The sequence below is a fragment of the Halorientalis regularis genome (assembly GCF_023698535.1).
GTDB lineage: Archaea > Halobacteriota > Halobacteria > Halobacteriales > Haloarculaceae > Halorientalis > Halorientalis regularis.
On record NZ_JALJCL010000016.1, the window covers coordinates 19,339 to 44,461 of the forward strand.

27 protein-coding genes are annotated in these 25,123 nt (G+C 68.7%); 22 read left to right on the forward strand and 5 right to left on the reverse strand.

Features of this window, described 5'->3' with window-relative positions; translation table 11 throughout:
* Positions 1-181: 181 nt before the first annotated feature.
* The 11 genes from MU521_RS17905 to MU521_RS17955 are packed head-to-tail and all read left to right on the forward strand — an operon-like array spanning position 182 to position 11,596.
* On the forward strand, positions 182-787 hold the full coding sequence (locus tag MU521_RS17905) for a hypothetical protein (protein WP_092694231.1): 606 nt from the start codon (positions 182-184) through the stop codon (positions 785-787).
* The gene (locus MU521_RS17910; protein ID WP_092694233.1) at positions 787-1,503 is read left to right on the forward strand and encodes a QcrA and Rieske domain-containing protein; all 717 of its coding nucleotides are present in this window, start codon (positions 787-789) and stop codon (positions 1,501-1,503) included. Before MU521_RS17905 ends, MU521_RS17910 begins: the two co-directional genes overlap by 1 nt.
* A gap of 1 nt (position 1,504) precedes the next feature.
* A complete protein-coding gene (locus MU521_RS17915; RefSeq protein ID WP_092694235.1) occupies positions 1,505-2,908 on the forward strand; it encodes a cytochrome b in 1,404 nt (467 codons plus the stop codon).
* Positions 2,901-3,077: a DUF8120 family protein gene (locus MU521_RS17920; RefSeq protein WP_175452915.1), complete on the forward strand. Its 177-nt coding sequence runs from the start codon at positions 2,901-2,903 to the stop codon at positions 3,075-3,077. The genes MU521_RS17915 and MU521_RS17920 overlap by 8 nt, the downstream gene beginning before the upstream one ends.
* A complete protein-coding gene (gene narG, locus MU521_RS17925) occupies positions 3,074-5,971 on the forward strand; it encodes a nitrate reductase subunit alpha (protein ID WP_092694237.1) in 2,898 nt (965 codons plus the stop codon). The genes MU521_RS17920 and narG overlap by 4 nt, the downstream gene beginning before the upstream one ends.
* Positions 5,968-7,041 (forward strand): nitrate reductase subunit beta, encoded by a 1,074-nt coding sequence (gene narH / locus MU521_RS17930; RefSeq protein ID WP_349356964.1) that lies wholly within the window; start codon positions 5,968-5,970, stop codon positions 7,039-7,041. Before narG ends, narH begins: the two co-directional genes overlap by 4 nt.
* On the forward strand, positions 7,038-7,862 hold the full coding sequence (locus MU521_RS17935; protein ID WP_092694239.1) for an ethylbenzene dehydrogenase-related protein: 825 nt from the start codon (positions 7,038-7,040) through the stop codon (positions 7,860-7,862). The genes narH and MU521_RS17935 overlap by 4 nt, the downstream gene beginning before the upstream one ends.
* The gene (locus tag MU521_RS17940) at positions 7,862-8,563 is read left to right on the forward strand and encodes a molecular chaperone TorD family protein (RefSeq protein ID WP_092694241.1); all 702 of its coding nucleotides are present in this window, start codon (positions 7,862-7,864) and stop codon (positions 8,561-8,563) included. Before MU521_RS17935 ends, MU521_RS17940 begins: the two co-directional genes overlap by 1 nt.
* Entirely contained in the window at positions 8,560-9,480 is a 921-nt protein-coding gene (locus tag MU521_RS17945) for a DUF8068 family protein (protein ID WP_092694243.1), read from the forward strand. The genes MU521_RS17940 and MU521_RS17945 overlap by 4 nt, the downstream gene beginning before the upstream one ends.
* Positions 9,477-10,310, forward strand: a complete 834-nt coding sequence (locus tag MU521_RS17950; protein ID WP_092694245.1) for a HEAT repeat domain-containing protein — start codon at positions 9,477-9,479, stop codon at positions 10,308-10,310. Before MU521_RS17945 ends, MU521_RS17950 begins: the two co-directional genes overlap by 4 nt.
* Positions 10,307-11,596: a P-loop NTPase gene (locus tag MU521_RS17955; RefSeq protein ID WP_092694247.1), complete on the forward strand. Its 1,290-nt coding sequence runs from the start codon at positions 10,307-10,309 to the stop codon at positions 11,594-11,596. The genes MU521_RS17950 and MU521_RS17955 overlap by 4 nt, the downstream gene beginning before the upstream one ends.
* Before the next feature lies 1 nt (position 11,597).
* Here the strand turns inward: MU521_RS17955 and MU521_RS17960 are convergent, their stop codons facing one another.
* Positions 11,598-12,404, reverse strand: coding sequence for a DUF7839 domain-containing protein (locus MU521_RS17960; protein WP_092694249.1), 807 nt, complete (start codon positions 12,402-12,404; stop codon positions 11,598-11,600).
* Positions 12,405-12,552: 148 nt separating this feature from the next.
* Between MU521_RS17960 and cbiT the strand changes: the two genes are divergently transcribed.
* From cbiT to MU521_RS18015, 11 genes are read left to right on the forward strand one after another with little or no spacing between them, the layout of a single operon-like run.
* Complete coding sequence (cbiT, locus tag MU521_RS17965) at positions 12,553-13,128, forward strand: precorrin-6Y C5,15-methyltransferase (decarboxylating) subunit CbiT (RefSeq protein WP_092694251.1); 576 nt, start codon at positions 12,553-12,555, stop codon at positions 13,126-13,128.
* Entirely contained in the window at positions 13,125-13,898 is a 774-nt protein-coding gene (locus MU521_RS17970) for a cobalt-factor II C(20)-methyltransferase (protein WP_092694253.1), read from the forward strand. Before cbiT ends, MU521_RS17970 begins: the two co-directional genes overlap by 4 nt.
* Complete coding sequence (locus tag MU521_RS17975) at positions 13,891-14,769, forward strand: cobalt-precorrin-4/precorrin-4 C(11)-methyltransferase (RefSeq protein ID WP_092694255.1); 879 nt, start codon at positions 13,891-13,893, stop codon at positions 14,767-14,769. Before MU521_RS17970 ends, MU521_RS17975 begins: the two co-directional genes overlap by 8 nt.
* A complete protein-coding gene (gene cbiG, locus MU521_RS17980) occupies positions 14,769-15,773 on the forward strand; it encodes a cobalt-precorrin 5A hydrolase (protein WP_092694257.1) in 1,005 nt (334 codons plus the stop codon). Before MU521_RS17975 ends, cbiG begins: the two co-directional genes overlap by 1 nt.
* A complete protein-coding gene (locus MU521_RS17985) occupies positions 15,770-16,738 on the forward strand; it encodes a precorrin-3B C(17)-methyltransferase (protein WP_092694259.1) in 969 nt (322 codons plus the stop codon). Before cbiG ends, MU521_RS17985 begins: the two co-directional genes overlap by 4 nt.
* Before the next feature lie 3 nt (positions 16,739-16,741).
* The gene (gene cobJ / locus MU521_RS17990) at positions 16,742-17,719 is read left to right on the forward strand and encodes a precorrin-3B C(17)-methyltransferase (RefSeq protein ID WP_092694261.1); all 978 of its coding nucleotides are present in this window, start codon (positions 16,742-16,744) and stop codon (positions 17,717-17,719) included.
* A 3-nt stretch (positions 17,720-17,722) separates the two neighbouring features.
* On the forward strand, positions 17,723-17,974 hold the full coding sequence (locus MU521_RS17995; protein WP_092694263.1) for a ferredoxin: 252 nt from the start codon (positions 17,723-17,725) through the stop codon (positions 17,972-17,974).
* Positions 17,971-18,645: a cobalamin biosynthesis protein gene (locus MU521_RS18000; RefSeq protein WP_092694265.1), complete on the forward strand. Its 675-nt coding sequence runs from the start codon at positions 17,971-17,973 to the stop codon at positions 18,643-18,645. The genes MU521_RS17995 and MU521_RS18000 overlap by 4 nt, the downstream gene beginning before the upstream one ends.
* A complete protein-coding gene (locus MU521_RS18005) occupies positions 18,642-19,874 on the forward strand; it encodes a CbiX/SirB N-terminal domain-containing protein (RefSeq protein WP_092694267.1) in 1,233 nt (410 codons plus the stop codon). The genes MU521_RS18000 and MU521_RS18005 overlap by 4 nt, the downstream gene beginning before the upstream one ends.
* Before the next feature lie 14 nt (positions 19,875-19,888).
* Positions 19,889-20,260, forward strand: coding sequence for a DUF3209 family protein (locus tag MU521_RS18010; RefSeq protein WP_092694269.1), 372 nt, complete (start codon positions 19,889-19,891; stop codon positions 20,258-20,260).
* Positions 20,253-21,479, forward strand: a complete 1,227-nt coding sequence (locus tag MU521_RS18015; RefSeq protein WP_092694271.1) for an outer membrane protein assembly factor BamB family protein — start codon at positions 20,253-20,255, stop codon at positions 21,477-21,479. The genes MU521_RS18010 and MU521_RS18015 overlap by 8 nt, the downstream gene beginning before the upstream one ends.
* Positions 21,480-21,494: 15 nt before the next feature.
* Here the strand turns inward: MU521_RS18015 and MU521_RS18020 are convergent, their stop codons facing one another.
* The 4 genes from MU521_RS18020 to MU521_RS18035 form a co-directional block, all read right to left on the reverse strand.
* Positions 21,495-21,743 (reverse strand): ferritin family protein, encoded by a 249-nt coding sequence (locus MU521_RS18020; protein ID WP_092694273.1) that lies wholly within the window; start codon positions 21,741-21,743, stop codon positions 21,495-21,497.
* Between the two features lie 144 nt (positions 21,744-21,887).
* Entirely contained in the window at positions 21,888-22,691 is an 804-nt protein-coding gene (locus tag MU521_RS18025) for a CbtA family protein (protein WP_092694275.1), read from the reverse strand.
* On the reverse strand, positions 22,691-22,876 hold the full coding sequence (locus tag MU521_RS18030) for a CbtB domain-containing protein (RefSeq protein ID WP_092694277.1): 186 nt from the start codon (positions 22,874-22,876) through the stop codon (positions 22,691-22,693). The genes MU521_RS18025 and MU521_RS18030 overlap by 1 nt, the downstream gene beginning before the upstream one ends.
* Positions 22,877-22,935: 59 nt before the next feature.
* Positions 22,936-25,116, reverse strand: a complete 2,181-nt coding sequence (locus MU521_RS18035; protein ID WP_092694279.1) for a VWA domain-containing protein — start codon at positions 25,114-25,116, stop codon at positions 22,936-22,938.
* Positions 25,117-25,123: the final 7 nt, after the last annotated feature.

Here is a 25,123-nt window from a genome sequence, read left to right on the forward strand (position 1 = left end):
CCCATTTTAAAGCCCCCCTATTCAGTGGGTCGTCTTCTAACATTGGGGGCGGACCAGACTCACGTATCCGCGCGTCGGCACCGACCGAGCGGGCTGGCGGACCGACCGATATCGGGACGGCGTGGGTGTGTCCCCTTGTGGTCGGCCAGGCCGGGTCGCGAACTGACTGCACGATACCACCATGCAAGGGAAAACCATCGTCATTCTGCTCGTACTGCTGGCAGTGTTGCTTCCGACGTGGTACGTGGCGGCACAGGGTGAGCCGCCGTCGGAGGAGATCGAGATCGACCAGAGCGTCAACGAGATACGTCCGCTGGCCGGCTTCGTCGATACGCCGACGAAGCTCTCGCCGAGCCAGGTCGGCGTGGTCGTCTGGGTCGCGCTGTTCGGACTGGTGGGGGCTCTCGCCTTCTTCCACCGGTTCATGAACCGTGCGGCGAGGCCGGACGAGGGCGCCGAGGCCACGGTGACCGAGACGGCCGCCGATGGCAGAGAGGCGACCGACGGAGGCACCGTCTCGCTCCCCTGGATCGAGACAGAGGACCGCTGGCTCGTGGAGTATCACCCCTCCAGCGACGCCATCGAGGGCCTGATCGCCATGGGCGGACTGACCGCCCTGACGATCGTGTTCGCCGCGCTGTTCACCGGCGAGTACCTCACGCTGGCCCGCACCCAGTACTTCGGCGTCTACGCCTTCGGGATGTTCATGTCCCTGACCGGTCTGACGGTCTCGTACTACGCCTGGTTCATGCCCCACCTCAAGGTGGCCGAACGGAGGGGGCACTGATGGACCGCGACACACCTTCGCCGGACCTCAGCCGGTCGTACCCCACGCCCGACGAGGACGCGGGAGACACCGGGAACGAGGCCGACTGCCCCTGTTCGGCCGGTGGCGACGCCGACTCGTCCGCCGAGCCGACCCTCTACCAGGACTTCTACGGCGACGCCCGGGCGGAGATGGAACGCCGGGACTACGCGAAGGCGCTGGCGACCATCGGCGGGCTGACCGCTATCGGGAGCCTCACCGCGCCGCTGGTGGGTCTCTCGCGGGTCTTCGAGCGCGAGTACACCGGCCCGATCTACTCCGACGGGGTCGCGCTGGTCGACGACGCCGGCGAACGGATCGCCGAGGACCGCCTCGGCGAGGGCGAACAGCTCACCGTGTTCCCGGAACCGCGACCGGGGCTGGCCGACTCGCCCACCCTGTTGGTCCGGTTCCCGGAGGACGCCTACGGCGGCGACACCAAGTCCGCGTTCACCGTCTCGGGGTACGCGGCCTACTCGAAGGTCTGTACCCACGCCGGGTGTATGGTCGCCGACCGGGACGGACAGACGCTCCTCTGTCCCTGTCACTCCGGGCGGTTCGATCCGCTCTCGGGGGCCAAGGTCGTCGGCGGCCCGCCGCCACGGGCGCTCCCGCAGCTCCCGATCACGCTGTCGAGCGAGGGCTATCTCGTCGCCACCGGCGACTTCGAGGGCCCCGTCGGCACGGGGGGTGAGTGAGATGGGACGACTCGACCGCATCTACGGCTTCTTCGACGACCGACTGGACCTCGAGGAGAGCCAGTCGTTCCTCGGGAAGGCCTTCCCCGCCGAGGATTCGTTCTTGCTCGGCGAGGTCGCGCTGTTTTGCTTCCTGATCCTCGTGCTGACGGGGATGTTTCTTGGATTCTTCTTCGAGCCCAGTACGTCGGAAGTCGAGTACGAGGGGAGCGTCGCCGAGTACCAGGGCGAGGAACTGCCGGAGGCGTTCGTGAGCGTCCTGAACATCACCTACGACGTGCCGTTCGGGATGCTCCTGCGCCGGATGCACCACTGGGCGGCCCACCTGTTCATCGCCTCCATGGCCCTGCACATGTTACGGGTCTTCTTCACCGGGGCGTACCGCAACCCGCGGGAACTGAACTGGCTCGTCGGGACCGGCCTCGCGGGCACGTCGATGTTCGCGGCCTACACGGGCTATGCTCTCCCCTTCGACGAGTTCGCCAGCACCGCGGTCGGCATCGGCTACAACGTCGCGAAGTCGGTGCCGCTGATCGGCGAGACGCTGGGGCAGATCGTCTTCGGCGGGAGCTTCCCGTCCAGTGCGACCATCCCCAGGCTGTTCTTCCTGCACGTCCTGGTCTTGCCGCTGGTGATCGGTGGCCTGCTGGCCCTGCACATGCTAATCTTGATACGCCAGAAACACACCGAGGCCGAGCGGGACGGCGACGTTGTGGGCCGTCAGCCGGTCGACCAGGACGACGACAGCGTCGTGATCGGTCTGCCGGCGGTGCCCAACCAGGTGGCGGTCAGCGCCGTCGTGTTCTTCCTGACGCTGGCGCTGCTCTCCCTGCTGGCCGGCTTCCTGCCGGTCCACAACATCGCCGAGTACGGCCCCAACGACCCGGCGTCGACGCCGTCGCTGATCATGCCCGACTGGTTCCTGATGTGGGGCTACGGGTTCCTGAAGCTCGTGCCGGCGTGGCTGAGCTTCGACGTCCTCGGCGTGCACGTCAGCGCCGAGTTCGTCGGCGGCCTGCTACTGCCGGGACTCGTGTTCCTGGCCGTCGCGGTGTGGCCCTTCATCGACTACAGCGAGGAACAGACCCACTTCGCGACGAGCCCCCTCGAGCGGCCCTGGCAGACCGCGGTCGGCATCGCGGGGGTGACGTTCATCATGGTCGCCTCCATCGCGGGGATGGACGTGATCGTCGCGGACATCGTGGGCTCGACGACGGCCGCGATCAAGCCGTACCTGCTGGCCGCACTGTTCGCGGTTCCCATCGCCTCGGGGCTGATCACATACGCGGTGTTGCGCGGCGGCGGGGAAGAGCCGCCGGCGAGCGGCGAGAGCGCGGCGGCTGACGGGGGCGTGCCGGCAGCGGAGACGAGAGACAGCGGACCTGCGGAGGACACCGATGACTGAGATTACGTTGAGCCCACGGCGGTATCGCTGGCTGGATCGGGCGAGCAAACTCTGCGGGGTCGCGCTGATCGCCGCCGGCCTGGAGGTCGGCGGCGACACGGCAGCGGGCCTCGCACTGGCGGCGCTCGGAGTGCTGTGCGGACTGGCAACTGTGGTGATCGACGGATGAGCGAACGACACGACACGACCGACGAATCCGACGGTATCGAGGCCGCACGCCGGGACTTCCTGAAGGGCCTGGGCGCGGCGACCGCGGTCGGGGTCACCGGCTTCGGTCTGGGACAACAGAGCGAGATGCAGAGTCTGGAGATCGTGGACGATCCCATCGGCTCGTACCCGTACCGGGACTGGGAGGACCTCTACCGCGAGGAGTGGGACTGGGACTCGAAGGCCCGGTCGACCCACTCGGTCAACTGCACCGGCAGTTGCTCGTGGCAGGTCTACGTCCGCAACGGCCAGGTCTGGCGTGAGGAACAGGCCGGCGACTACCCGCGCTTCGACGAGAGCCTCCCGGACCCGAACCCACGAGGCTGTCAGAAGGGGGCCTGTTACTCGGACTACGTCAACGCCGACCAGCGCATCCTGCACCCGCTGAAACGCGTCGGCGAACGCGGCGAGGGCCAGTGGCAGCGCATCTCCTGGGACGAGGCGCTCACGGAGATCGCCGAGGAAGTCATCGACACCGTGCAGGCCGAGGAGTACGACGGAATCAGCGGGTTCACCCCGATCCCGGCGATGAGTCCGGTCTCCTTCGCCTCCGGGTCGCGGCTGGTCAACCTGCTGGGCGGTGTCAGTCACAGCTTCTACGACTGGTACTCGGACCTGCCGCCGGGCCAGCCGATCACCTGGGGCACCCAGACGGAAAACGCCGAGAGCGCCGACTGGTACAACAGCGACTACATCATCGCGTGGGGGTCGAACATCAACGTCACGCGCATCCCCGACGCGAAGTACTTCCTCGAAGCCGCCTACAACGGCACGAAGCGGGTCGGCATCTTCACCGACTACTCCCAGACGGCGATCCACACCGACGAGTGGATCAGCCCGGAACCGGGCACCGACACCGCGCTGGCGCTGGGCATGGCCCGGGTCATCGTCGACGAGGGACTGTACGACGAGGCCCACCTGAAAGAGCAGACCGACATGCCGTTGCTGGTCCGGGCGGACACCGGGAAGTTCCTCCGGGTCAGCGACGTGCCGGGCCTCACGACCGGCGCCGACCGGCCCGACCAGATGTTCGTGATGCAGGACGGACAGGGCAACCTCCGGGTCGCGCCCGGGTCGCTTGGCGAACGCGACGGCCAGTACGACCCCAGCGAGAGCATCTCGCTGAACTTCGACCCCCAGCTGGCCGTCGAGCGGTCAGTGCAGACGACCGACGGTGAGGTGCAGGTCCGCTCGGTCTGGAACAACCTGAACGACGAACTGGCCAACTACACGCCCGAGTACATCTACGAGGAGACGGGCGTCGGCGAGCAGACCCACCAGGAGATTGCCCGCGAGTTCGCCGAGGCCGAGAAGGCCAAGATAATCCACGGCAAAGGGGTCAACGACTGGTACCACAACGACCTCGGGAACCGGGCGATCCAGTTGCTCGTGACGCTGACTGGCAACCTCGGCGAGCAGGGCACCGGCCTCGATCACTACGTCGGTCAGGAGAAGATCTGGACCTTCAAGGGCTGGAAGAACCTCTCCTTCCCGACCGGGTCGGTCCGGGGCGTGCCGACGACGCTGTGGACCTACTTCCACGCCGGCATCCTCGACAACACCGACCCCGACACCGCCGCGAAGATCCGGGAGTCAATCGAGAAGGGGTGGATGCCGCTGTACCCGTCCGAACGCGAGGACGGCACCAGACCGGACCCCTCGATCCTGTTCTGCTGGCGTGGCAACTACTTCAACCAGGCCAAGGGGAACGTCGCGGTCGAGGAGGAACTCTGGCCGAAACTCGATCTGGTCGTCGACATCAACTTCCGGATGGACTCGACGGCGATGAACGCCGACATCGTCCTGCCGGCCGCCAGTCACTACGAGAAACACGACCTCTCGATGACGGACATGCACACGTACGTGCATCCCTTTACCCCGGCGGTCGAACCCCTCGGTGACTCCAAGACCGACTGGCAGATCTTCCGGGAACTGGCCGCGAAGATTCAGGCCCTCGCCACCGAGCGCGGGATCGACCCCGTGCCCGACAGGAAGTTCGACCGCGAGATCGACCTCCAGAGCGTCCACGACGACTACGTGCGCGACTGGCAGACCGGCGAGGACGGTGCGCTGGCCCAGGACAAGGCCGCCGCCGAGTACATCCTCGAACACTCCGAGGAGTCGAACCCGTCGGACACCGACGAGCAGTTGACCTTCGACGAGATCGACGAGGAGCCGAAACGGTTGCTCGCGACGGGCGATCACTGGACCTCCGACATCGAGGACGGGGAGGCCTACACGCCCTGGAAGCGCTACGTGCAGGACAAGGAGCCGTGGCCGACCTTCACTGGCCGCCAGCAGTACTACATCGACCACGACTGGTTCCTCGAACTGGACGAGCAGTTGCCGACCCACAAGCAGGGGCCGGTCCTGCAGGAGAAATCGGAGTATCCGCTGGGGTACAACACGCCCCACGGTCGGTGGTCGATCCACTCGACGTGGCGGGACAACACGAAGATGCTCCGCCTCCAGCGTGGGGAACCTGTCGTCTACCTCAACCCCGAGGACGCCGCGGAGCGTGGCATCGAGGACGGCGACACGGTTCGGGTGTACAACGACCTCGGGTCCGTCGAGGTGCAGGCCAAGATCTACCCCAGCAGCGAACCCGGCACGGTCCGGCACTTCTTCTCCTGGGAGAAGTTCCAGTACCCGGACCGGGACAACTTCAACACCCTCGTGCCCATGTACATGAAACCGACCCAACTCGTCCAGTACCCCGAAGACACCGGCGAACACCTGCACTTCTTCCCCAACTACTGGGGCCCGACCGGCGTCAACAGCGACGTGCGCGTGGAAGTGGAGCGGGTCGACGACGGCAGTGGTTCCACCGGCGGTCAGGGAGGTGACGCCCAGTGAGTTCCCAGTCCGACGGCGGCGGAAGCGACACCCCCGAGGACGTGGACCTCGCGGAGGGTATCGACCACCAGGTCGCGATGGTGATGGACCTGAACAAGTGCATCGGCTGTCAGACCTGCACCATCGCCTGCAAGACCAACTGGACCGAGGGGGGCGGTCGCGACTACATGTACTGGAACAACGTCGAGACTCGCCCCGGCTCGGGCTACCCGAAAGACTGGGAGGAGATGGGCGGCGGCTGGACCGACGACGGGAGCGAACGCCAGCCCGGCCAGCTCCCCGACAAGGAGGAGTACGGTCGCGCCTGGGAGTTCAACCACGAGGAGATCTTCTACGAGGGCAGCGACGAGCCCCTCCGCCCCATGGATGGCGCGGAGTGGGGCCCCAACTGGGACGAGGACCAGGGGGCCGGCGAGTACCCCAACTCCTACTACTTCTACCTGCCTCGCATCTGCAACCACTGCACCCATCCCTCCTGCGTGGAGGCCTGCCCCCGCAGTGCCCTCTACAAGCGGGAGGAGGACGGCATCGTCCTCGTGGATCAGGACCGCTGTCGAGGCTACCGCTACTGCGTCGAGGGCTGTCCGTACAAGAAGGTGTACTACAACTCGGTGACGAAGAACTCCGAGAAGTGCATCTTCTGTTACCCCCGGATCGAGGGGGAGGGGCCGGAGGGTGAGGTCAGGGCACCCTCCTGCGCGGAGGACTGTCCACCCCAGTTGCGGCTGGTCGGCTTCCTCGACGACGAGGACGGCCCGATCTACAAGCTGGTGAAAGAACACGAGGTCGCGGTCCGGCTCCACCCCGAGTACCGCACCGAACCGAACGTCTACTACATTCCCCCGTTCGCCCCGCCACAGCACTCCGAACGCGGGGAGAGTCTCGATTCGGAACGCATCCCCCGGAACTACCTCGAAGAGCTGTTCGGTCCCGAGGTCAACGAGGCGCTGAACACCATCGAACGGGAGCGCGACAAGGTCGAGCGCGGGGAGGAGAGCGAAGTGATGGACCTGCTCACGACGGAGAATCCGGCGAAACAGTACCGACTCGAAGTCTTCGACGAGGAATGACCATGAAGCACAAAGAACTCACGCTGGCGGCCGCGCTCGCGGTGGCGCTGGTCGCCACGACGGTTGCGGTACCGGGGCTGGTCGACGCGCGGCCGGCCTACGCGGTCCCGGTCCACGAGGGCGGCGAGGACGCGTCCTTCGCCAGCCCCGGGAGCGAGGACTGGGACGCCGCGCCCGCGGCGACCCTGCATCTGGCCAGCGCGGAGAGTGGCCTCCCCAACGCCAGCTCGACCAGCGTCGAGCAGGTGGACCTGCAGGCCGTGACCACGGACGACCGGCTCTACCTCAAACTCTCCTGGGCGGACGCGACCCGTGACACCTCGACGGCCGACGTGCGACAGTTCGCCGACGCCGTCGCGGTCCAGTTCCCGGTCAACGAGAGCGCTCGGCCGCCCATCGCCATGGGCGGTGCGAGCAACCGGGTGAACGTCTGGTTCTGGCGGGCGGACGGCACCGATCAGGAACTGCTCGCGGGCGGCCCCGGGACGACGACGCCGCTCGATTCCACCCTCGGGAACGCCAGCCGGTACGAGAACGGCACCTGGGAAGTCGTCCTCTCGCGTGACCGCTCGGCCGGCGGTGCAAACCGCACCGAGATCCCCGAGGCCCAGGACCTCGACGTGGCCGTCGCGGTCTGGAACGGCTCGAACGGCGAGCGCTCGGGCGTGAAAGCCGCCAGTAGCTGGCACTACCTGGCGCTGGGCGGTGGTCCACAGGGCCCGCCGTACGAACTGCTGCTGTGGGCGGTCGCCGGCGCGGCCATCGTCGTCACGACCCTGGTGACCGTCGAGGGCGTCCGCCGAACGCGAGGTGAGACCTGATGGCGACCAACGACGCGCCCGGCGGCCCGGGCCAGTTGGCCGGCGAAGTCGACACGGACGCGGGCGCTCGCGGCGCGATCTACGCCCTGCTGGCGGCCGCGTTCGATCAGCCCGACGAAGAGCTGTACCGCGCCATCGACACCGGTGCCTTCCGCGAGGAGGTCGCGGCGCTGGTCGACCGCACGGGGCTGGACGTGGACGTGCCCGACTTCGAGACCGACGACGACTACGAGAAACTCTGTGCCCGGTACAACGACCTGTTCGTCATCGGCTTCTCCGAGGTGGTCGACGCCACCGACGGGACGATGGCCCACGAGGAACCGCCGGTCTCGCTGTACGAATCCTCCCACCGGCCGGAGGTCTCCTGGAACGACGTGAACCTCGACCTGGCGCGGGCCTACGAGTACTTCGGCTGTCAGGTCGATCAGGACAAGCGCGACAACCACGATCACCTCCAGTTGCAACTGGAGTTCATGGGCTATCTCTGCCGGCGGGAGGCCGCGGTCGATCCGGACGTGGCGGCCGCGCGGCTGGACTTTCACGACCGCCACCTCCGGGTGATCGGCGAGTCCGTCGCCGACGCGCTGGCCGCCGAACCCGGCACGGAGTTCTACGGCGACCTCGGTGAATTCCTCGACGACTTCACCGCCGCCGACGTGGAAGACCTCGCCGCCCGTCGCGAAGGAGGTGGGTCGGCGTGAGCGGCGAATCGCCCACCGCTGGACCGGCCGCCGAGACAGCAGACCCGGAAGACGACGCGGAGTCGTCCGTACTGGCCGCACTGGCTCGGATCGACGTCGAGGGCGACCGGGCGGCGCTGTGGGCTGGCGGTGTATCCCTCACGGTCGTCGCTGCGGGGCTCGCGGTCAGAATCGGGCACAACACGCCGTTCGATCCGCTGGCGGTGCCGGCCGTCGTCTTCGACGCGCTCGCGGTCGGGACGCCGCTGGTACTGGGCGCGGCGCTGTTCGCGGTCGCGCTGACGACGACCGATCCGACGCGGCGCGTCGGCCTGCTGTTCGCGGGCGTGTTCGGACCGCTGGCGACGGTCTCGTCGGCGGCGACGCTCCCGGCCGTCGCTGGCGTGATCGGCGGCGGCGCACTCGCGCTGGTCGGCTCACTGGAGCGACCGACGACCTATCGAGAGGGGCGGCGAGCGGCCGTCGTCGCCGGGTTCGTCGTCGCGGTCGCCGTCTCGCTCTCCCGGGCCGTCGGCCTGCTCGATGCCGGCATGACGGTCGGTGCGGGGTTGGCGCTCGTTGCCACCGCCGCCCTCGCCCTGCTCGTGCGGATCGACCGCGTGGCCGCGCTGGCCGGACTGGCGGCCGCGGGCACCGTCGTCGGGGCGGCGGTCACTGCGCCCTACCTCACGGGAAGCGCCCTGCTCGTCGGTTTCGGCGTCGTGGGCGTGCCCCAACTGCTCGTCGCGCTGGCGCTGGGCGGCGGCGTCGCGGCCGCCGTCGCGGGCCTGCGCGATGGGGCACCACTGCTCGCGGTGGGCGCACTGCTGATCGTGCTGGCGGGGGTGCCCGCCGCGCTCCCGCGGGCGATGGCGGTCGTGCTGGGCGTCGCGCTCGTGACACGCGCGACCGGCGACCGAGAGGAGGTGGTTGCGTGAGAGACCCCGAGGAAGCCACCGACGGGCCACCCGACCCGCGGACCCATCCCGAGCAGAGTCCGGGCTTCGGCGAGAGTCCCGAGGGACTGGAGGACATCGAGGTGAGCCGTGACATCACCATCGGCGACGCGACGCCCCGGGAACTCCAGGCGACCGACCTCGCACCCGTGGCCGGCGCATCTGCGGCGGAGAAGATCGAGGATCTGCTGAACGGCGATCACGTCGAGCGTCGTCGGGCCGCGCTGGCGCTGGGCGAGGAGCGACCCGAGGAAGCAGTGCTGGACGGGGTGATCGCGGCGACCAACGACCCCGACGACGACGTGCGCCAGTTCGCGGTGGAGTCGCTGGCGGAACTGGGCGGCGAGCGCGCAGCGGCGGCAGTCGTCGAGACGCTGGACGACGACGACCCGTGGGTGCGAGCCGAAGCCGTCGTCGCTCTGGACAATCTCGACCGAATCGAGTTCGAAGACCACATCGAGGCGGCACTCGACGACGATCACCACGCCGTCCGCCGGAACGCCGCCATCTCGCTGTTCAAACACCGCGGCGAGGACCTGTTGCCGGTCCTGCTGGAGCAGTCCCGGGCCGACAGCGAGCGCCTGCGCGAGTGGGCCGCCCACCTCATGGCCGGGATCGAGGACGAGCGGGCGACCGATCGCCTGACCGAACTGGCCGAGGACGATGACGAGCCACGGATCGTCAGGAGTACGGCGGCCCGGGCCGTCGAGGCCGATCCCGGGAAGTTCCGGCGACAGTTCACCGGCGGGATCGAGGGCGAGAGCACGGCGTTGCCGGGCGAAGACCGGCTCAACCGGAGACCAGACCTATGAGTTCGGAGGATACCACCACGACGGAACCGCTCGCCGACCGCGTCGAAGCCGCGCTCCGCAACGTCCGGGACCCCGACGCCGACGTGACCGTCTTCGAGGCCGGCCTGATCGACGACGTGCGGATCGACGGCGGCGACGTGACGGTGCAGGCCGACCTCTCGGAGTTCCCACCGAGCGAGGGCCAGGCCGTCACGTCGACGATGATGCGCGCCGTCTCCGACGTCGAGGGCGTCGAGCGCGCCCACGTCGAGCAGGCACCCCGTTCGGTCGACATCGACGGCCGCGAGGTAGGCGTCGAACGGGCCGACCGCGTGATCGCCGTCGCCAGCGCGAAAGGCGGCGTCGGGAAGACGACGGTGGCGACGACGCTGGCCTGCGCGCTCGCGGCCGACGGCGACGACGTGGCGCTGTTCGACGCCGACATCCACGGCCCGAACGTGCCCGAACTGCTCTCCGTGTCTGGCCCGGTACAGAGCGACGCAGACGGCCACCCCGTCCCGGTCGACGCGAGCGCCGTCGACGCCGACGACGGGGCCGGCGACCTCGAAGTGATGAGCATCGGCCTGATGAACGACAGCCAGCCCCTGGCCTGGCGGGGTGCGATGGCTCACGACGCCCTGACCGAACTGTTCGAGGAGACGGCGTGGGCTGGCCCCGACACGCTGGTGATCGACCTGCCCCCGGGGACCGGCGACGTGGCGCTGACCACCCTGCAGGAAGTGCGGGTGGACGGCGTCGTCTTCGTCACCACGCCCTTCCACGCGGCGGTCTCGGATACCCACCGCTCGCTCCAGTTGTTCGCGGAGAACGAGGTCCCCGTCCTCGGTGTGGTCTCGAACATGGGCGAGTTCGTCTGTGACGCCTGTGGCGAACACCACGACCTGTTCGACGGCGACGACCCCATCGACGCGCTCGACGCACCCGTCCTCGCCGAAGTCCCGTTCACCGGCGATATGCAGTCCCCACCGCAGCCGACCGCCGACGGCGTGCCAGACGTGGCACTGGATCTCGGGACCGCCGTCGCCGACCGGATCGCGGAGATCTGGACGGTCGAGGTCCCCGAGAACGCGGTCGATCTGCGCGGGGTGCCGCCGGAGCAACGCCGCGACCGCGTTCGTGATGCCTTCGAAGGAATCGCATCCGGCGAGCGGTTCGAGGTCGTCAGCGACCGGAATCCCGGCCCAGTCCGGGAGTTCCTGGAAGAACAGGTAGACGACGAACTGGCGACTTTCCAGGTCAAACGGCAGAATCCGGAGACGTGGCGGTGCCGGACCGAAAAGCCCTGAGTTACTCCGCGGCGTCGACGATCTCGTAACTCACGTTGTCTTCCCGGAGACGGTCGGTGTGGCCAGCGAGGTCGGTCTCGACGACCAGCAGGAGGGCGTCCAGTCCGCGGGTCGCAGCCTCGCGGACGGCCTCCGCTGTACCGAACCGCAAATCGGGCTCGCGGTCGGCGGCGCGGGCTGCGGCCAGCGCCTCGGTTCCGGCGACCGCGAGCAGGTCCGCGTCGGCGGCGAGCTCGGCCACGCGGTCGATGTCGGCGGCGCGACTCCCGCCGTTGTCCACCCGGGGGAGCGAGACGATGGTCACGTCGCCGAGTTCGTAGTCGAGGACGCCCTCGAAGTCGGTGACGCCCACGTCCGAGCCGGCGTCGGCGTCGGTGACCGCGACAGCCGTCGCGGAGCCGGTAGTTCCCGGCGTCGCCTGGAGGGTGCCGTCGTGCATCGACAGCGAGACGGCCTGTCCCTCCTCGATGTCGCTCGTCGCCAGCGCCGTCTCGATCTCGACCTGCCCGATGACCTCCTCGGAGACGTGCGTGACGTACTCCTCTAAGCGGCTGGTGTGGGAGATGAGCCAGTCGACGCCCTCCTTGGTCACCTCGTAGCGGCCCCGGCCGTGTTTCTGAACGAAACCCTGCTTGATAAGATCCTGTAGGTAGTCGCTGACCGCCTGGGACGTGATGCCGATGGCGTCTGCGACCTCCTGCTGGCTGACCGCAGGCTGGCGCTCGGCGATCTGGACGAGGATCTGGTAGCGCGTCGCGTCCCGCTTGCTCCGGAGCACGTTCGCGTCACCGGACTCGTCCGCCGTCATGATTCCCCGTGCGGCCCGGAAACTCAAGTACTTTTGCCATACTACCGACGAGCTTTCCCGAAGGAGCGACTCTCGGCACATCTTGAAAATCTAGCTTTCTTTAGTACAACCAAAATTGTTTTATTCGAGACTCCGGTTGTATTCGGTGATGTCCCGCGTAGCGCTCCCACACGACGCGAAGGCGGGGCCGACCAAGCCCGAGGTCCGGGCCGTGTTGCTCTCGAAGCTAGGGCTCACGGACGCGGATCACTTCGTCGAGGTCGGCTCCTGTACCGGTGCGGTCACCATCGAAGCGGCCCGGCGCGCCGGTCGCGTCACGGCCGTCGAACGCAAGGAATCGCGCCTCGAGACGACACGGAAGAACCTCGACGAAAACGAGACCAGCGCCGCGGTCGACTTACGCGCGACGGAGGCGCCGGACGGCCTGCCCGCCGACGCCGACGCGCTCTTTCTCGGCGGTAGCCGAAACTACGAGGCCGTCCTCGATCACGCCGCCGAGACCGGCGTCGACCGCGTGATAATGAACGTCTCGCGGCTGGAGGTCGCCGGCGCGGCCACCGAGGCCTTTCGCGAGCGTGACCTGCTGGAGGACGTCGTCCAGTTCCAGGTCAGCCACGGCTACGAACTCGCCGGCGCGACGAGTTTCGACTCGGACAACCCGGTCTACATGCTGATCGGGAGCGGGAGTGAGACAGAAGTCGCCGCCGACGGAGGACAGCCGTGACCCTCTACGGCGTCGGACTCGGCCCGGGCGAGGCCGACCTCGTGACGGTTCGCGGCAAGCGGATTCTGGAGACCGTCGACGTTGTGTACTCGCCGGGCCGGCTCTCCCGGACGGTCGCCACCGAACACGTCCCGGAAGAACGGATCGGGGACCTCGACTTCCCGATGACCCGCGACGAGGAGAAACTCAGGCGGGCCTGGAAGGCGGCGGCGGCCGAGATCGCCCCCCGGGCACGGGAGGGTGACGCCGCCTTCGTCACGCTCGGGGATCCGAACGTCTACTCGACGTTCGGCCACCTGCGACGAACTCTCGACGCCTTCCATCCCGACGTGGACCTGGAGGTCGTCCCGGGTGTCAGCGCCATGACTGCGTTCGCGACTGCGCTGGGCGTCGAGATTCCGGCCGGGTCGGGACTCGCGCTCCGTGAGGCCGACCAGGGCCGCTCGCCGAGCGGCCCCGACCGCATGATCCTGTTCAAGGTGACCGACGCGCCCGCGACCCACCAGGGACTCGTCGACGCCGGCTACGACGTGACCTACGGCCGCCGGCTGTTCATGGAGCAGGGCGAGACGGTCGTGACCGACGATCCCGGCGAGATCGACGAACGCGATTACTACACGCTGGCCTACGCGACGCGGAGCGACGCGGCGGACGAACTGGCCACGGCGCAGTTCGAGACGGCCGACGACCGCAGTGGTCCCGTCACGGAGGAACGCGCGGAAGGCGTCGCCTGTGGCGACGAGTCCCCGGAGGTGCGTTCGGATGACTGACGCCGAGACCGACCCGCAGGACGCCATCGACGCCACCGCAGGCCGGGCCGAGCGCGATTCGCGTGTCTACGAACACAGCGCCGGCGACGGACAGGAGGGCATTCCCTTCATCGGAGCCGGCCCCGGCGACCCGAAACTGCTGACGGTTGCCGGCCGCGAACTCGTCGAGGCCGCCGATCTGGTGGTTCACGCGGGCTCGCTGGTCAACAGCGAACTGCTGGAGGAGTACTGCGCCGAGGCCGAGACGGTCTCCTCGATCGGCAAGGACCTCGAAGAGTTGATTCCGCTGATGCGGGACGCCTACGAGGACGGCGAGAACGTCGTTCGACTCCACAGCGGTGATCCCGCGATCTACGGCGCGGCGCTGGAGCAGATGGACGCGCTGGAACACGAGGGCGTGCCGACCTACTTCGTCCCCGGCGTGACCGCGGCGTTCGCCGCGAGCGCGACCCTGCGGACGCAGTTGACCCTCAACGAGGTCTCGAACCACGTCGCGTTCACCAGACCGCAGGGGAAGACGCTGGACGCCGACGAGGACCACATCGCCGAGTTCGTCGAGATGGGCGACGTGACGACCTGCGTCTATCTCGGCACCCACGCGGTCGCCGAGACGATGGACCGCCTCCTCGACCAGGGCCACGACCCCGAGACGCCCGTGGCGGTCGTCTACCACGCGTCCTGGCCCGACGAGGACGTGATCGAAGGCACCATCGCGACCATCGGCGACCGGGTGGAAGACGCGGGCTACCGCGCTTCCGCGCTGGTCATCATCGGCGAGGCGGTCGCGGGCGACGGCTACGAACGATCCTACCTCTACGACGGCTGGGCGTCACGTGGGAGCGACGACGCGGAAACGGAGGCAGACGACTGATGAGCACAGACACGGACGACACGGCGGATGGGAGTACAGACGCGGACACAGACGAATCGAGCAGCGGTCACTGTTCGACCCCCGACAGCGACGGGGAGGTCGCCGACGAAATCGCAATTATTTCCTTCGAGCGCAAGTGGGAGACCGCGGAGGAAATCCGCGACGAGATCGGAGACCGCTACGAGACCATCGACCTGATCGAGTACCACGGCGAGGTCTTCGCCGAACACTGGGGCGAGTACGACTGCTTCGTCGGCCTGATGGCGAGCGGGATCGCGATGCGCAAGACAGCGCCCCTGCTGGACGACAAGTGGGACGACCCTGCCATCGTCGTCGTCGACGAGGAACTGACGTGGGCCATCCCGATCACCGGGGGCCACCACGGCGCGAACCAGGTAGCGGACGACCTCGCCACGATGGGGGCGGTGCCGGCGATGACGACGGCCTCGGAGGCCGCGGACGAGCAGGGCGTCGAGAAGCAGGCCAAGGCGCTGGACGCCCACGTCGTCAACGGCGATTCGACCGTGGCGACGAATCTCGCCGTGCTGGACGGCGAATTGGGCCCGGTAGAGCGTCTGGATGGTCCGAAAGCGGTCGTGGTCGACGACGACGTGACCGTGCTGAAACGGAACGGCGAGGACGGCGTGGTGCTTGGCACCGGCAGTGTCTCCGGTGCGACGGCCGCGCAGTTCGAGACGGCCTGGAAAAATGCCCTCGAAGGTACCGACTACGACCTCGCGGATGTGGACTTCGTCGCGACCGGGACCCGGAAGGAGGACGAGGATGGGTTGCTGGAAGCCGCGGCCGAGCTGGACCTGGGGGTCGTCTCCTTCGAGAAGGAGACCTTGGCGGAGTTCGAGGGGCCGACACCCTCGCGGTCGAAGGAGTTGATCGGCTGGCCCGGCATCTCGGAGGCCAGCGCCATCGCGGGCGGACGCGAACACGAACTCCTCCGTGAGAAAGAGCGCTACGACGAAGCCGTAACGGTGGCGGTCGGCCGATGAGCGGGACCGAGGGAGCCGACGATGCGGGGACGCCGGGCGAGGAGTACGGCACGCTCTACGTCGTCGGCATCGGCCCCGGACTGCCCGGCGGGATGACCCAGCGGGCCAAAGACGTCATCCGGACCGCCGACTGCGTGATCGCCTCGAACCTCTATCAGGAGTTCCTCCGGAAGGACGGCACACTGCCGCCCGAGAGCGCGGCGGTCGAGGCGGCCGCCGACGGCGGTCCCGTGAGCGGAGCGAACGGGTCCGCGTCGGATCCTCGATCTGACGGTGGAACTGCGGCAGCGGACGAAGCAGGCACCGTCCTCGAACGCCCGAACGGCGACCGCCAGATCCTGGTCCGGTCGACGATGGGCCGACAGGTCGAACTCGCTCGTGAAGCCTTCGAGCGGGTTCGTGCGGGCGAGGACATCGCCCACGTCTCGGGCGGCGACCCCAACGTCTACGGGAAGAGCGACCTGCTGTTCACGATGGCCGAGGAAGACGGCGCGACGGACGTACCAATCGAGATCGTGCCCGGCGTCACGGCGGCGCTGGGCGGGGCGGCCAACCTCGGCGCGCCCCTCTCGAACGATTTCTGTACGGTCTCGCTGTCGGACAAGTGGCGCGGCTGGGACGAGATCGCCGAGAAACTGCGTGCGGCCGCCATCTCCGGCTTCGTGATCGTCCTCTACAACTGCTGGCGTGACTACGAACGCGCCATCGAGGTTGTCCGGGAGGAGCGGGCCGACGACGTGCCCGTCGCGATCATCAACGACGCCGGCCGCGACGATGCCGGCCGCAACGTCGACGGCGAGACCCACACGATCACCACGCTCGCCGACGTGACCGACCACGACGAGAAGGTCGGCGGGATGGGCTCGTCCATCCTGATCGGCACCCACGAGACCGAAGTCTGGGCGAACGAACACCGCGAATTTCTCGTCACGCCCCGCGGCGGGCGTGACGTGGAGGATTTCTGACCAATGAGTACTGACGACACCACCACGAGCGACGCGAGTACAGACACGCAGACGGAATCGAAGTGCGGTGCCTCGACCAGCGACTCCGACGCCAGCACCGAATCGAAGTGCGGCGCATCTTCGTCGAGTTCGTCCTCGGGAAGTTGCGGTGCATCGACCGACGACGAGGAGGAGGAGGTCGGCGCGACGGTCGACGACTTCGACGCCGACCCCGGCCAGCTGGTCGCGGTCGGTCTCGGCCCCGGGCAGCCCGAGGGGATGACCGACCGGGCCAAGACGGCGCTGGCCGACGCCGAACACATCGTCGGCTACACCACCTACGTCGAACTCCTGCCCGACGAGATCACCGATTCGGCCGAGGACATCTACGACACGCCGATGTGCGGCGAGGTGTCCCGGACCGAGGAGGCCATCGACCGGGCGCTGGCGGGCAACGATGTGGCGATCATCGGGAGCGGCGACCCCAACGTCTACGCGCTGGCCGGCCTCGCGCTGGAGATCGTCGAGTCCAAGGGCGCGACCGCCTCGATGCTCGATTTCGACGTGGTGCCGGGCGTCCCCGCGGCGCAGTCCTGCGCCGCCCGCGTGGGCGCGCCGCTGGTGAACGACACCGTCTCGATCTCGCTGTCGGACCACCTCACCGACATGCCGACCATCGAGTCGCGGCTCCACGCCGCCGCCAAGGAGGGGTTCACCATCTCGATCTACAACCCCTGGAGCCGCAAACGCCGCGAGAACTTCGAGAAGTGCTGTGAGATCCTGCTGGAACACCGCGATCCCGAGACGCCGGTCGGCGTCGTCCACGCCGCGGGCCGCGAGGACGAACAGGTCGAAATCGTCGACCTCGCCGAGCTTCCGGAACTGGGCGAGACCGAGCTGATCGACATGACCACGACGATTCTCGTGGGCAACGAGGACACCTACGTCTGGGACGACCGGATGGTGACTCCCCGCGGGTACGAGACGAAGTACGACTACTGATCCATGCCGGAGTACACCATCACGCTCGACCGCGGGGCCTGTGACGGGATCTTCGCCTGTCTCGTCCGCGACGACCGCTTCGTCGAGCGCGAGGACGGGCTGGCCGGTATCGAGGGCGAGGCTGCCGACGGAACCGAGCCGACCGAGGCGACGGTGACCGCCACCTTCGACGACGACCGACTCGCCGACGCCGAGCAGGCCGCCGCGGCCTGTCCGGTGGACGCGATCAGCGTCACCGAGGAGGGTAATCTATGAGCGTCGAGACCGGCGTCCCCTCGGACCTGCTGGCTAGCCACCCCGAGACGGCCTACTTCTGGGGCCGCGTCGTCGGCGACGGCGACCTCGGCGAGGACTCGATCACCGTTCGGACGAGCGACGAGACGGCGGCCCGTCGACTCGCGGCCATCGCCGGCTCCGACCAGGTCGACAAGCGCATCCGCGAGCGGGAGTACGCCCACGACACGTCGATCACCCGGACCGAGGAGGAGTACACGGTCCAGGTGTTCGGCGACCTGCCCGGTCGCGCCTCTGCGGTCTTCGGCCTGCCTCGTGATGGCCAGCCCGGCGGCTACCGGTTCGACACCTTCGCCGACCACGACCGCGAACTCCTGCGTGGCCTGCTGGAAGGCTGTGGCACCATCTGCTTCAAGAGTTCCGCAGGAACGGTCGGCCTCTCCTTCGTCGCCGACGACCGGCGACTGCTGGAGACGATCCAACGTCTGCTCGACGGACTCCCCGTCGACGCACCCAGTGAGGAAATCGCCGAGACCTCCTCGGGCGGCTACTGGTTCGGCGTCGACGACGCGGCCGTGCCGACCGTCGGCCCGTGGCTCTACGAGGGCAGCGAGGAGACAGGACTGTTCGCGCCGTCGCGGCGTCGGAAACTCCAGCGGAGCCTCGACCAGGCGGAGGGTGTCGACCCGTGAGCCGTAGCACGACCGGATCCGAGGGTGGACGGCCCTTCGACGACGAGGCGGTCCTGCTGGTCGGCCACGGCTCCCGCCGCGAGAAGTCCAACGAGCAGGTCCGGGAACTGGCGGTCGCCCTCGAGGAGCGACTGGGCGTGCCCGTCGACGCGGGCTTCCTCGAACTCGCAGAGCCGGCGATCCCCGAGGCCATCGCGGGGCTGGCGGGCGCGGTGTCGGAGATCACAGTCGTCCCGCTCTCGCTGTTCGCGGCGAGTCACGTCAAAAACGACGTGCCGCTGGCCGTCCAGCAGGCCCGAGCCGAACACGACGGGTTGACCGTCAACAACGGCGCAAACCTCGGGATTCACCCCGCAATCGTGGACCTGCTAGACGACCGCGCGGCCGCCATCGAGGCGGAACTCGGCGTCGACCGGACAGCCGAGGACGTGATCGCCGTCGTCTGTGCCCGGGGGTCGAGCGACCCCGACGCCAACGGGGACGTGCACAAACTCGCCCGCTTACTCGACGAAGGACGTGATTTCGCCCGCGTGGAGGCCTCCTTTATCGGCGTGACCGAACCTGTGCTGGAAGACACCCTGCACAGCGTCGCCAAACACCGCCCCGACGCGGTGGTCGTGATCCCGTACATGCTGGGCGACGGCGTGTTGACCCAGCGCATCCGTGACCGCGCCGACGAGTTCGACGACGAGTACCCCTACGTCGACGCGGCGGCGGGCGACCCGCTGGGCACGGATTCGCGATTGCTCGACGTGCTGGGCGACCGCTGGCAGGAGGCCCGGAGCGGGAGCGTGGAGATGTCCTGTGACACCTGCAAGTACAAGGTCGAACTCGACGGCTACGAGGAAGACGTGGGCGGCGCGCGGGCGATGCTCCGGGCGCTGACCCACCAGGAGACCCACGCCGACCGCGAGGACGTGGCCGACGACCCCCACACCCACGACGCACCCGAGAAACACGTCGCGGTCTGTACGAACCAGACCTGCGCCGCCGACGGCGCACCCGCCGTCCTCGAACGCCTCCGCCAGGCCGTCCGCGACTCCGAGGAGTGCGACGCTCGCGTCACCCGCTCGTCCTGTCTCGGCCGCTGTGGCGAAGGGCCGATGGTCGCCGTGTATCCGGACGGTGTCTGGTACGGCGACACCGACGAGGACGACGCCGACCGCATCGTCTCGTCCCACCTCGACCGGGACCGCATCGTGTCCGACCTCGTCGATCAGACGCTGTGATCGACACCTGAACTATGAGCTGTGACGAACTCGAAGCCCTGCGACTGGGCGTCATGACGGCACTCGGTATCGGCGACGAAAGCACGCGCGAACACGCGAGAACGGAACTGGAGGGCAGCATGGAGGGCCCAATCGAGGCCCTGGCCAACGCGGAGACGTTACCGGAGATCGAGCGGCACCTCGACGCGGCCCTCGTCGACCTCGAAGAGGAGGTCGCGGGGATGGATCCCGACGACCCCGAGTACGACTACGCACGGGGCCGACTCGTGGCCGTCCGGGACGCCGAGCGGGCGATCCAGCGACTGACCCAGCAGGCCGAGAGCGTCCTCGACGGCTTCGGCGAAGCCCACCACCACCTCCACGAAGCGTTCCCGGTCGATGAGTAGCCTCGGCCGCCGAACGGTCTCGCTCGGAGAGGTCGAACCGGCTGGATCGCGCCACCTGGGCAAACGGTCTACCGTGGCGCTCGCCGACGACACGGTCCTCGTCGGGACGGCCAGCGGCGACCTTCGTGCGTTCGACCGCAGTCTCTCGCCGCAGTGGACCGCCAGCGGACCCGATACCGACGACGGCAGCCTCGTTTCCATCGATACCTTCGAGGGCACAGCGGTCGTCGGCGAACGTGGTCCCTCGGGAGCGGTTCACTGTCACGACCTGGAGTCCGGAGAACTGCTGTGGCGCTACGAGACGGCCGACGACGTAGGCGAGCCACAGAACGAGACGCGGTTTCTCCTGCCGTTCGTCGCCGACGTGGTGGCTGGCGAGAAGCGAGTCTACGTCGCGGCGCGGCGGTACGAACGCGGCGACGACGGCCGAACCTTCCACAGCGTCGTCTACGCGTTCGATCCGGGCGGGAGCATCGACTGGCGCTACCGAGCGGACGCCTCCCCCATCAGTCTCGCCGTTCGGGACCGTCGCGTGGCCGTTGCCTACAACCGGTGTCCCGGCGACCACCAGTGCGGGCTGGTCGTCCTGGACCGCGAGTCCGGTGCCGAGCGCACGGCCTGGGACCCCGGGACCGACGGGGGGCGACGTGTCGGCGACGTATCCCTGCTCGCCGACGGGGTCGCCGTCGCGAGCCACGGCGACTACTGCGGGTACCGGCTGAACGACGACGGGAGTCACCGCTGGCGGGTTCCGCTGGCGACGCCCGAGCCGGTCGACGGCGAGCGCGTCTACGCCTACCCGAACCACGTCCACGCCACGTCGGCGGGGGCGGTGTTCGTGACCGGCAACACGTATCCCGAGGACGGGCGCGAGACCGAGGCACGACACCCGAACGAGCACAGGGCGGTCGGAGTCACACTCGACGGCGAGCGCGGCTGGCAGGAACCTGTCGGCGGGTTCGCGACCAGCATCGGGACCGCGGGGGACCGGGTCGCTGTGCCGAGCGCACAGCACTTCCGGGACCGCGACGCCGCGGGCCACGGCCTGCAGGTGTTCGACGCGGCCGACGGTACAGTGTCGGCCCTCGACGCCGACGGCGTGGTCACGGCCGCTGCACTCGACGACGAAATCGTGGTCGCAGTCGAAGAACCCGTCGCGTATCACGACGAAGACGAGCGGCGAGGGGCCTACCGCGCGCTCACGGCCGAACGAGAGTGAAGCGGCCCAGGTCAGTCAGAGCCGTTCGTTGAGTTTGTGAACCGCCTCGGCGGCGGCGTGTTCGAGATCGACGAACGCCGCGATGAGCCGGGCCCACTGCTCTTTCTCCTCGGGTTCCAGGGAGCCCCAGACCGCCATGTCCTCCTCGACGCCGATGGCGTCGACGAGTTTCGACACGTCCCAGGTGCCGAGTTCGATCCCCTTCTGGTACAGCTCGAACCATTTGCTGTCCATGTCCACACGGTCCGTCTCCACCACTGGCATGTCTTGCAACGACATACCGGGGCCCACGTGAACGTATCGCGTGGTGGTTCCCCCGAAAAATGTTGGCAATTTATGCCGCGACTGTCCGAAACGTACATGTTAGGCCACGAGCCGGGTGTTCTCGCGACGAAGCGCGAATCCGGCTCAATCCGACGAGGGACGCGGGTCCGACGGAACCGACCCGACGGCGCCTGTCGTCGTGGTCCCGTCGCCCTCGGCCGAGAGCCAGGCGTGTGTGCCGGCCAGCAGCGTCCAGACTATCGCCTGGCCGAACAGGACCTGCGCCCGGAACGCGGCGACGAACGCGGCCGGGAGCGATTGGGTCGTCGGGTTCGCGGGCAGAACGAACGCGAGACCGACCAGCAGACAGAACGGCACCGCCGCGCCGGCGAGCGCGTGCCCTCGGCCGCGGTCCCGGAGCCTCGTGTAAGCGTATCCGGCGAGCAGGCAGGCGCTCAGGCCGGCCAGCATCATGCCCGCGTAGAGCCAGAGCCGCGCGTCCGTCGAGAGCGCCTGCTCGACGCCCGGTGGCTGGGGCGGCAAGACGAGCCACGGCGCACCCGAGACGGTGACGAAGCCGCCCGCCGCCGCGATGGCGCTCTTGATTGCCCCCGTCCCCGGGATCGCCGGTTCGAGGAAGTAGAAGGCCAGACCGAACGTGACGACGCCGAGCAAGAGGCCCCAGAACACGCCGCCGGCGACGCTGATCAGGGGCGCGGAGACGACGCCGAGAACGCCCGACGCGCTCTCGTGGCCGCCGTGGCCGTGTCCGCCCTCGCCCGCGTGGTGGCCGCCGGAGCCGTCACTGGCGTGGTGGCCGCCGTGGTCGCCGGCCAGTCCCTCCGCCGCGGCGATCATCGGGTTGGCCAGAACCGCGACGAAGATGCCGAGTGCGACGCCGGCGACCAGCCCTGCTTTCAGCCCGCGCACCAGATACGATTCGAGCATCAGTGGCAGGTGATTCCGGCGGCGTGCCGCGCGTTGTGCAGCGAGTCGTGGACCAGCGGCTCCTGCACGAACAGGAGCGTGAACCCGACGATTGCGAGCAGTGCGAGTCCGAGCGCGACCCGCGGCGTCGTCAACGCCGGCCGCGCCGATTCGATACGTCCGTGAACGGTGTTCGCTGTCGCCATAGTAAACTACGGTTGTAAAACAGCAAGCTTGGTTGTAAAACTTTCGAGTGCGCCAAATCTCAGTTGCGTTCGGCGGCGGCGTTCACGCGGTCGGCCGACAGCGCCGACAGGGGTACGCGGTCGGCGTCGAGCGTATCACAGACGAGGTCGGTCACTCCACGGGTCCCGTCCCCGGCGTCCACGAGGACGGTCTGGGGGTCCAGCGTGGCCAGTTCGCGGGCGGCCGCGCGTGTCTCTGCGGTCGGACTCCCGTCGGCGACGTTGGCCCGGCCGTCGGTGACCAGCACGACGACCGCGGCGTCGGGGTCGGCGCGTTCCAGTACCGTCCGCGCCGACCGGAGGCCGTCGGGCAGGGGTGTCCGGTCGCCCGTCGGGAGGTCCTTGAGGTGGCGGGCCGCGCGGGTCACACTGTCGGTCGGCGGGAGGATTACCTCGGCCTCGTCGCCAGCCGCCGCGACGAACGCCACCTCGTCGCGGGCCTCGTATGCGTCCTGTAATAGTTCCAAGACGGTCCCCTTCGCGGTCCGCATCGCACCGCGCATCGACGCGCTCGCGTCGACGACGAACAGGACCAGTGCCCCCGTATCGCCGGCCCGGACCGACTGCCGGAGGTCGCGGGACTCGACCGCGGATCCGCCTCTCTGGGCTGCCGCCCGCACGGAGGCCGCTGCGTCGATACCGTCGCTCCCGTCGGTCCGAGTCGTCCGCACGCGGGCCCCCTCGGCGTCGGGACTCGGGGTCGAGCGTGCGCGCGAGCCATCGCCACCCGCCTGGCTCTGATCCAGAGAGTCGGCGGGAGACAGGTCCGGCGCGGCGGCGTCCCCGACTTCCGCGCGTCGCTGGCCGGGGAGCAGCGGCGTGGCCGGCGTGGCGTCGTCTTCGTCGTCGTCGTCCGAATCGGTCCCGGACTCCTGTTCGTGGTCACCGGGCTCGCCGTCACCGGTCGTGTCGCCGTCGGCGGTCCGTGGGGGGTGTCCGTCCCGGCCGCCACCGCCATCGGCGGAATCCCGCCCATCGGAGGGATCGCCGTCGCTATCGCTGTCGCCGGATCGGTCGCCCCCCTCGCCGTCGGCCGGTTCGGGTCCGTCGGATTCCGGTCCGTTCTCGCCGGCCCCGGCGTCCGTCGATTCTTCGGGACGCTCCTGGTCCGCGTCGGGCTCGCTCCCGTCGTCCGCCGTCCCGTCCGGATCGTCGCCGTCGGCCTCCTCGCCGTCCTCGAAGTGATCGTCGAGAACGTCCTCCGGGTCGGGCGCGTCCTCGAAGGGCCGGGACTGGAGGCGGTGCGGGAGGGCCAGTTCGGCGGCCCGGCGCACGTCGGATTCGATCACCCTTGCGCGGCCATCGAGCGCTGCGAGCGCCCGGGCCGCCCGCGCCGTGGCGATGTCCCCACGGTGGCCGTCGACGCCCGCGTCACGACACACCTCGGCGATGTCGGCCGCGAACTCGTCGGGCAGCACCACGTCCGCAATGGCGTCCCGCGCCCGTCGGAGTCGAGCGGCGGGGTCGGCATCTGTCTCTGCCGTCGAGGATTCGCCGAGCGCCTGCCGGATGATCGCCACGCGGTCCTCGATCTCCCGACAGCCCGTCACCGTGGCCTGGAGGGCAAAGCGGTCGCGCAACTGCGGCCTGAGGTCGCCCTCCTCGGGGTTCATCGTCCCGACCAGGGTAAACTCCGCGGGGTGGCTGACGCTCACGCCGTCGCGCTCGACGCGGTTGACGCCGCTGGCCGCCGCGTCCAGCAACACGTCCACCAGGTGATCGTCCAGCAGGTTCACTTCGTCTACGTAGAGGATACCGCGGTTCGCCCGTGCCAGCAGCCCCGGTTCGAACTCCGAGTTGCCGTCGAGGGCATCTTCCACGGAGAGCGTCCCGACCACCCGATCCCGGGTCGCGCCGAGCGGGAGCGTGACGAGCGGAACGGGTCGTGTCTCGACTGGGGGATCGTCGCGGTCCCGGCAGTCCGCGCACTGCCCAGTGGGATCGTCGGGCGGACAGCCGTACGGGCAATCGGCGACCGCACGTTGCTCGGGGAGGAGGTCCGCCAGCGCCCGGACGGCCGTCGACTTGGCCGTCCCCTTCTCCCCGGACACGAGCAGTCCGTCGAGGTCGTCGTTCGCCGCGACGACGAGTAAAGCCTGCTTGAACTCCGTCTGCCCGACGATCTCGCCGAACGCCGGCCGGTTGGCCCCGCGCCCGGCCCGGGCCTGCGAAGCTTTTTTGCCGTCGCCGTAATCAACCATACTTGCG

What these genes read in the sequence shown, in the direction of transcription:
- MU521_RS17920 (WP_175452915.1), top strand. Translation starts at nt 2,901, where the DNA reads ATGACTGAGATTACGTTGAGCCCACGGCGGTATCGCTGGCTGGATCGG.
- MU521_RS17955 (WP_092694247.1), top strand. Translation starts at nt 10,307, where the DNA reads ATGAGTTCGGAGGATACCACCACGACGGAACCGCTCGCCGACCGCGTC.
- cbiG (WP_092694257.1), top strand. Translation starts at nt 14,769, where the DNA reads ATGAGCACAGACACGGACGACACGGCGGATGGGAGTACAGACGCGGAC.
- narG (WP_092694237.1), top strand. Translation starts at nt 3,074, where the DNA reads ATGAGCGAACGACACGACACGACCGACGAATCCGACGGTATCGAGGCC.
- MU521_RS18010 (WP_092694269.1), top strand. Translation starts at nt 19,889, where the DNA reads ATGAGCTGTGACGAACTCGAAGCCCTGCGACTGGGCGTCATGACGGCA.
- MU521_RS18035 (WP_092694279.1), bottom strand. Translation starts at nt 25,116, where the DNA reads ATGGTTGATTACGGCGACGGCAAAAAAGCTTCGCAGGCCCGGGCCGGG.
- MU521_RS18030 (WP_092694277.1), bottom strand. Translation starts at nt 22,876, where the DNA reads ATGGCGACAGCGAACACCGTTCACGGACGTATCGAATCGGCGCGGCCG.
- MU521_RS17905 (WP_092694231.1), top strand. Translation starts at nt 182, where the DNA reads ATGCAAGGGAAAACCATCGTCATTCTGCTCGTACTGCTGGCAGTGTTG.
- MU521_RS17985 (WP_092694259.1), top strand. Translation starts at nt 15,770, where the DNA reads ATGAGCGGGACCGAGGGAGCCGACGATGCGGGGACGCCGGGCGAGGAG.
- MU521_RS17935 (WP_092694239.1), top strand. Translation starts at nt 7,038, where the DNA reads ATGACCATGAAGCACAAAGAACTCACGCTGGCGGCCGCGCTCGCGGTG.
- cbiT (WP_092694251.1), top strand. Translation starts at nt 12,553, where the DNA reads ATGTCCCGCGTAGCGCTCCCACACGACGCGAAGGCGGGGCCGACCAAG.
- MU521_RS18015 (WP_092694271.1), top strand. Translation starts at nt 20,253, where the DNA reads ATGAGTAGCCTCGGCCGCCGAACGGTCTCGCTCGGAGAGGTCGAACCG.
- MU521_RS17940 (WP_092694241.1), top strand. Translation starts at nt 7,862, where the DNA reads ATGGCGACCAACGACGCGCCCGGCGGCCCGGGCCAGTTGGCCGGCGAA.
- MU521_RS18025 (WP_092694275.1), bottom strand. Translation starts at nt 22,691, where the DNA reads ATGCTCGAATCGTATCTGGTGCGCGGGCTGAAAGCAGGGCTGGTCGCC.
- MU521_RS17995 (WP_092694263.1), top strand. Translation starts at nt 17,723, where the DNA reads ATGCCGGAGTACACCATCACGCTCGACCGCGGGGCCTGTGACGGGATC.
- MU521_RS17910 (WP_092694233.1), top strand. Translation starts at nt 787, where the DNA reads ATGGACCGCGACACACCTTCGCCGGACCTCAGCCGGTCGTACCCCACG.
- cobJ (WP_092694261.1), top strand. Translation starts at nt 16,742, where the DNA reads ATGAGTACTGACGACACCACCACGAGCGACGCGAGTACAGACACGCAG.
- MU521_RS17960 (WP_092694249.1), bottom strand. Translation starts at nt 12,404, where the DNA reads ATGACGGCGGACGAGTCCGGTGACGCGAACGTGCTCCGGAGCAAGCGG.
- MU521_RS17975 (WP_092694255.1), top strand. Translation starts at nt 13,891, where the DNA reads ATGACTGACGCCGAGACCGACCCGCAGGACGCCATCGACGCCACCGCA.
- MU521_RS18000 (WP_092694265.1), top strand. Translation starts at nt 17,971, where the DNA reads ATGAGCGTCGAGACCGGCGTCCCCTCGGACCTGCTGGCTAGCCACCCC.
- MU521_RS18020 (WP_092694273.1), bottom strand. Translation starts at nt 21,743, where the DNA reads ATGCCAGTGGTGGAGACGGACCGTGTGGACATGGACAGCAAATGGTTC.
- MU521_RS17915 (WP_092694235.1), top strand. Translation starts at nt 1,505, where the DNA reads ATGGGACGACTCGACCGCATCTACGGCTTCTTCGACGACCGACTGGAC.